5 protein-coding genes and 1 pseudogene are annotated in these 4,703 nt (G+C 61.5%); all 6 read left to right on the forward strand.

The features are described from left to right. Positions 1 to 187, forward strand: a pseudogene (locus FGA82_RS13850) (baseplate J/gp47 family protein); the annotation flags it as partial. Next, positions 184 to 708 (forward strand): phage tail protein, encoded by a 525-nt coding sequence (locus FGA82_RS13855; RefSeq protein ID WP_141127504.1) that lies wholly within the window; start codon positions 184 to 186, stop codon positions 706 to 708. The pseudogene FGA82_RS13850 and the gene FGA82_RS13855, both read left to right, overlap by 4 nt. A 9-nt stretch (positions 709 to 717) precedes the next feature. Beyond that, positions 718 to 2,415, forward strand: a complete 1,698-nt coding sequence (locus FGA82_RS13860) for a phage tail-collar fiber domain-containing protein (RefSeq protein WP_141127505.1) — start codon at positions 718 to 720, stop codon at positions 2,413 to 2,415. An 8-nt stretch (positions 2,416 to 2,423) separates the two neighbouring features. Continuing rightward, positions 2,424 to 3,131 carry a hypothetical protein gene (locus FGA82_RS13865; protein WP_141127506.1) on the forward strand — a complete coding sequence of 236 codons (708 nt, stop codon included), beginning with the start codon at positions 2,424 to 2,426 and terminating at the stop codon, positions 3,129 to 3,131. Further along, on the forward strand, positions 3,128 to 4,051 hold the full coding sequence (locus FGA82_RS13870; protein WP_141127507.1) for a hypothetical protein: 924 nt from the start codon (positions 3,128 to 3,130) through the stop codon (positions 4,049 to 4,051). The genes FGA82_RS13865 and FGA82_RS13870 overlap by 4 nt, the downstream gene beginning before the upstream one ends. Then, positions 4,048 to 4,602 carry a DNA-binding protein gene (locus tag FGA82_RS13875; protein WP_141127508.1) on the forward strand — a complete coding sequence of 185 codons (555 nt, stop codon included), beginning with the start codon at positions 4,048 to 4,050 and terminating at the stop codon, positions 4,600 to 4,602. The genes FGA82_RS13870 and FGA82_RS13875 overlap by 4 nt, the downstream gene beginning before the upstream one ends. The last annotated feature ends 101 nt before the right edge of the window (positions 4,603 to 4,703 follow it).

Consider the following 4,703-nt stretch of genomic DNA (forward strand, 5'->3'; position numbering starts at 1 on the left):
AAGCACGCCCCGCGATTATCAACCGACGCTCACTTATCCCCAGTCGCGCTTCAGCTTCAGTCGACTCGCGGAGGAGCTGCACCAGCAGTTTGCCGATATCGCCTCACTACGGTTTGCCCCCGGCGTCGACGTCGTTAGTGGTCTGAACATCCCCCGTCTGACGTCGGTAAAGGTGAACCTGCAATGATCAAAATCAAACTGCCGTTCTGGCTCGGTGGCACCGAGCTGTCGAAGCTGGTGGCTGCTGCACAGGCGTGGTGGGAAACCGTCAGCGGTTGGCTGCGTTGGCCTTACTCGCAGATCGATCCCGACACCTGCCACATGAGCATTCTTGAACTGTGGGCCTGGCAGCGCGACGTGACGCGCTTTCAAGGCGAACCGGAATCCCTGTTCCGGCTGCGGGTGAAATACGCCTTTATCAACTCCGTCGACGCTGGCAGCACCGCAGGCCTGAAGCGCATTTTCATGCGTCTTGGCGTGGGTTACGTCGAGATCGAGGAGCGCCAGCCCGACCGCGATTGGGACGTCGTGCTGCTGAAGTTCAGCAACGCTCAGTTGTCTTTGAACCCTGAACTGTTGCGCGTGCTGATCCAACAGTACGGCCGCACCTGCCGCCGTTATGACTTCGTGACCATCACCCCCGTGGGGCTGCAAATCGCCCTGATCGACTTCAACGACGACCAGCAAACGCTGGTCGCCAGCCTGTAGGAGCGCACCGTGAGCGCCAGTATTACTTTGGCCGGCGAAAGCCAGATTGCCCTGAAGCAAAGCCAGAAAAAACCGCTGATCGTCAGCAAATTTATCTTTGCCAACATTCCCCAACTCAACCCGGAAACCCCGGTGGATCGAGCCGCCGGCAAACCGCCGGCCGGCCAGATCGTTCACGTCTACGACATACCGCCGGAAAACGCCGGCTTCGTGAATCCCAACCAGGTCGTGTACAGCGCCCAGTTGGGGTCAGACATTGGTGATTGGGACTTTAACTGGATCGGCCTTGAAGATGCCGACGGCTTGCTGTTCGCCGTTTCCTATGTGCCGCTGCAGCAGAAGCGAAAGAACATTCCGCCGCAGCAGATCGGCAACAACGTCACCCGAAACTTTCTGGTGGCCTATGACGGTGCGATGCAACTGACCGGCATCACGATTGATGCCAGCACCTGGCAGCATGACTTTACGGTGCGTCTTGCCGGCATCGATGAGCGTGAGCGGCTGAGCAATCGCGAGCTGTACGGACGCGCCTGCTTTTTCGGTAACTCGCTCGCATTCGGCAAAAGCGAAAACGGCTTTCAATTGGGCGCGGGCACTGCCTACATCGAGGGTATTCGGGTCTTTCTCTCCAAGCCTTTGCCGTTCACCGGAGTCATTCCCGAAGGAAAAATCACGCTTGATGTCTGCCTGGAACGGCAACTGAACGATCGGGTGGCGACGTGGAAAGTCGTCTATGGCGATCAGGCCGACTACACCGACGCCGCCGGCGTGCGCCATTACTGCGTGCGTATCGCCCATTACACGTCCCCGACGGCGTTTTGGGACGAGCGATTGCCCGAGCCAATCGCTGGGCCACTCGTTCAACACTTCGCGGCGCGTGAGGGTGATTACGCGAATCTGCGCGCCCGGGCGACGACCAAAGAAGACGTCGGACTCGGCAACCTGCCCAACGCGAAGAGCGACGATCCAACCACCAACAGTAGCGAGATTCTGGCGACGACCGCCGCGCTGAACAAACTGCAGAAGCAAGTCGGCGACTCGATGACCGGCATGGTTGCCGGCTTCAGCATGTATACGGCGCCGGCCGGCTGGCTCGCCTGTAACGGCGCTGCGATCTCACGCACGGCGTTTGCGGGCCTGTTTGCGCGAATTGGGACGTTCTACGGCGTAGGCGATGGGACGACCACCTTCAACGTGCCGGACATGCGCGGTCTGTTCCCCCGTGCGTTTGACGATGGGCGCGGGTTGGATGCCGGCCGGGCATTCGGCTCGTTTCAGGATATGGCATTGCAGTCTCACGCTCACGCCGCCTCGGCCGCTGCTGTCGGTGATCACTTGCACACCGCCTGGACAGATGCGCAAGGCAATCACACCCACGGTGCCTGGACGGACGCACAGGGTAACCACGACCACGGTTGGCGGATCGCCGCATCGGGCCAGGGCATTTCCGTGGGCTACCCATCCGGCGGCGGCAACATCGTCGATCTTGAGATGCCGGGTGGCAAAAACGCAGACAACCAGCCGATGCGCACCGACTACCAGGGCAACCACGCACACAACGTCGGCATCGGCGCCGCTGGCCAGCATGCGCATAACGTCGGCGTCAGTGGCGGCGGTGCCCACACCCACGGCGTGACTGTCGCCGCCGCCGGCGGTACCGAAACCCGGCCGAAGAACATGGCCCTTTATTACTGCATCAAGTATTGAGATCGAGCATGACGGAAAAACTCGTTTATCAGACCAATCACCTGGGCATCTTCATCGGCGCCGTGAAGGCTGAAGAATCGCCGCTGGAACCGGGTATTTACCTGATTCCCGGTGGGTGCGTGGAAACGGCGCCGCCCGCGATCCCGGAACACAAAGCTGCGTGGTGGAATGGCGCGGCGTGGCAGTTGGTGGATTACTTCGGCGGCGTCGTGGTGTACAGCACCGAAACCTGCGAGCCGCTGACGCTTAAAGGCTTCGAACCGGTGCCGTCGGGCTACACCATGAAAAAGCCTGGGCCGAACCAGATCTGGAAGGACGGCGAATGGATCGAAGACATCGAAGCCGTGCTGGCCGCGCTTCGGGACAAGAAGCTGCAAGCGATCGCCGCCGGCAGCACGGCCTATATCGCCGGCGGCTTCAATTCCAGTGCCTTGGGTGAGCCATACCACTACAGCAGCGCCATCGATGACCAGTTGAATTTAAACGGCCAGGTGCTGCTGGGCCTGGACGACGTTTACCCGTGCTATGACGCCGACCAGGTGCTGGCCTTCCGGCCGCATACCATCGAACAGTTGCAGAAAGTCAGCCTTGACCTGGTGCGCTTCCGGCAAGCGGCGCAGCAGCACGCGGAAACACTGCGCCAAGCTGTGGCGAAGGCTCAGAAAGACAAAAGTCTGAAGGCAATGAAAGCCATCACCTGGATGCCGCCGGCATGACCTGGGCACCGGTGACAATGCGCTGGCCGGAGCAGGCCACGCAATGGATGGGTGGGCTGTCAGCGGCCAAGGATCTGGCCGGTGACGAACTGGCCAGCACCGCCCAGCGCCTGGCTGGCCTGAGTGGACTGGCCAACACCAACCCGGGGCCGGTCGGTGATGCAGCAAAAGGCGCGATCGCGTCCGGACGTGCAGCGCTCGCCGAGCAGATGGGTCAGGTTCCGGCGTGCCTGGTGGTAACGCCATTTCAAAGCGGCGTTGGCCAGGGCGCGGGCTATCAGCGCTTTTTGTCCGCGCCTAACGCGCTGGAACATCTCGCCAGAAAACTGGAAGACGCCAGCGACAGCGGGCGCCCCACCGGGCCGCAATACGCGCTGTCGATCCTGTTTCTGGGCACGCGTCTGGAACAGCTGGCCAGCAGCTTGGCGCGATTCAATGCACTGCTGCCGATCCCTGACCTGGTGCGCACAGAGCGCCGGGCGCAACACCTGCTCAAACTGGAGAGCGAAAAGTGGGAGATCCCCGGCGCCGGACCGCTGCCGCGCTGGCAAGGTTTGCCGCTGGAACGTTGCACCGTGGTCAAAGCCGCCAAACAGTCGATGGCGGGGCAAATAGCCGTGCTGGAAGGCTATGCCGCCGACAGCTCGCCGTTGGCCGATCTGGCAGCGCTGGCAGCGCGCAAGAGCGCCCAGCAGCAGGGACGGGATAAGCAATTGGCTGATCTGAAAGAGCTGTTGGCTGGGGGAAACCCTGACGTCAGCATGCGCGCGCGGTTGATCGGCCCGGGCACTGTCGGCGAACTACGCCGCGAACTGTTGGCCGGCGACGCCCCGGGTCACGAATGGATTCAGTGCGCCGGCCTGCTGTTGGTCGGCAGCAAAGAAGGGCTGAGTTTCGTCAAGGAACTGGTGGGCCTATGACGCTGCTACTCGACGGGCAAAAAGTCCAAGGCAAGAACCTCAAAGTCACGGCCAACCTGCGAATCGAAAGCGGCGACATGTCCGGCCAGACCAGCAACACCGACAAGGCGCACAAGGGCTTCAAACCCAAGACGCTGGCCGTCTCACTGATGATTCCCTTTGTGGATAAAACCCAGCTGACGGATCTATTGCGCATGGCTGAAGCCACCGCCGGCGGCGGTCAGTTGCATCTGTATCGGATCGTGAACGACACCGCCGAAACCTTCGGCGTGCGTCAGGTTGAGTTCTCCGACGGCGTCAGTGCGCGGGAAGCCGACACCCTGAAAGCCTGGCTGGTGCAATTCACGCTGAGCGAACGCGAATCGAACCCGGAGAAAGTCGAAGGCCGGCGCGCTGGCAACAAGGTCGACGCTCAAGGTGCCCCGGGAAGCCCGGTCGGTGACGGCGGTGCCGGCAACGGAGAAGGAACCAACGACAACCCCGCGCTGAGCGGTTTTGAAAAAGTGCTGGGACGTGTGGATAAGTGGCTGGGCGGGAGTGAGCAGACGTGAAACTGCACAAGATACTGTCCATCAACGGCGCCCCGATCCGCCTGATCAAGGAGGACGTCAGGCTGGACGCTACCAGCCCCGGCCGGGCGAACTTCACTGTT

Origin of the sequence: Pseudomonas fluorescens (assembly GCF_005938625.1) — a bacterium.
Classification (GTDB): Bacteria; Pseudomonadota; Gammaproteobacteria; order Pseudomonadales; family Pseudomonadaceae; genus Aquipseudomonas; species Aquipseudomonas fluorescens_BD.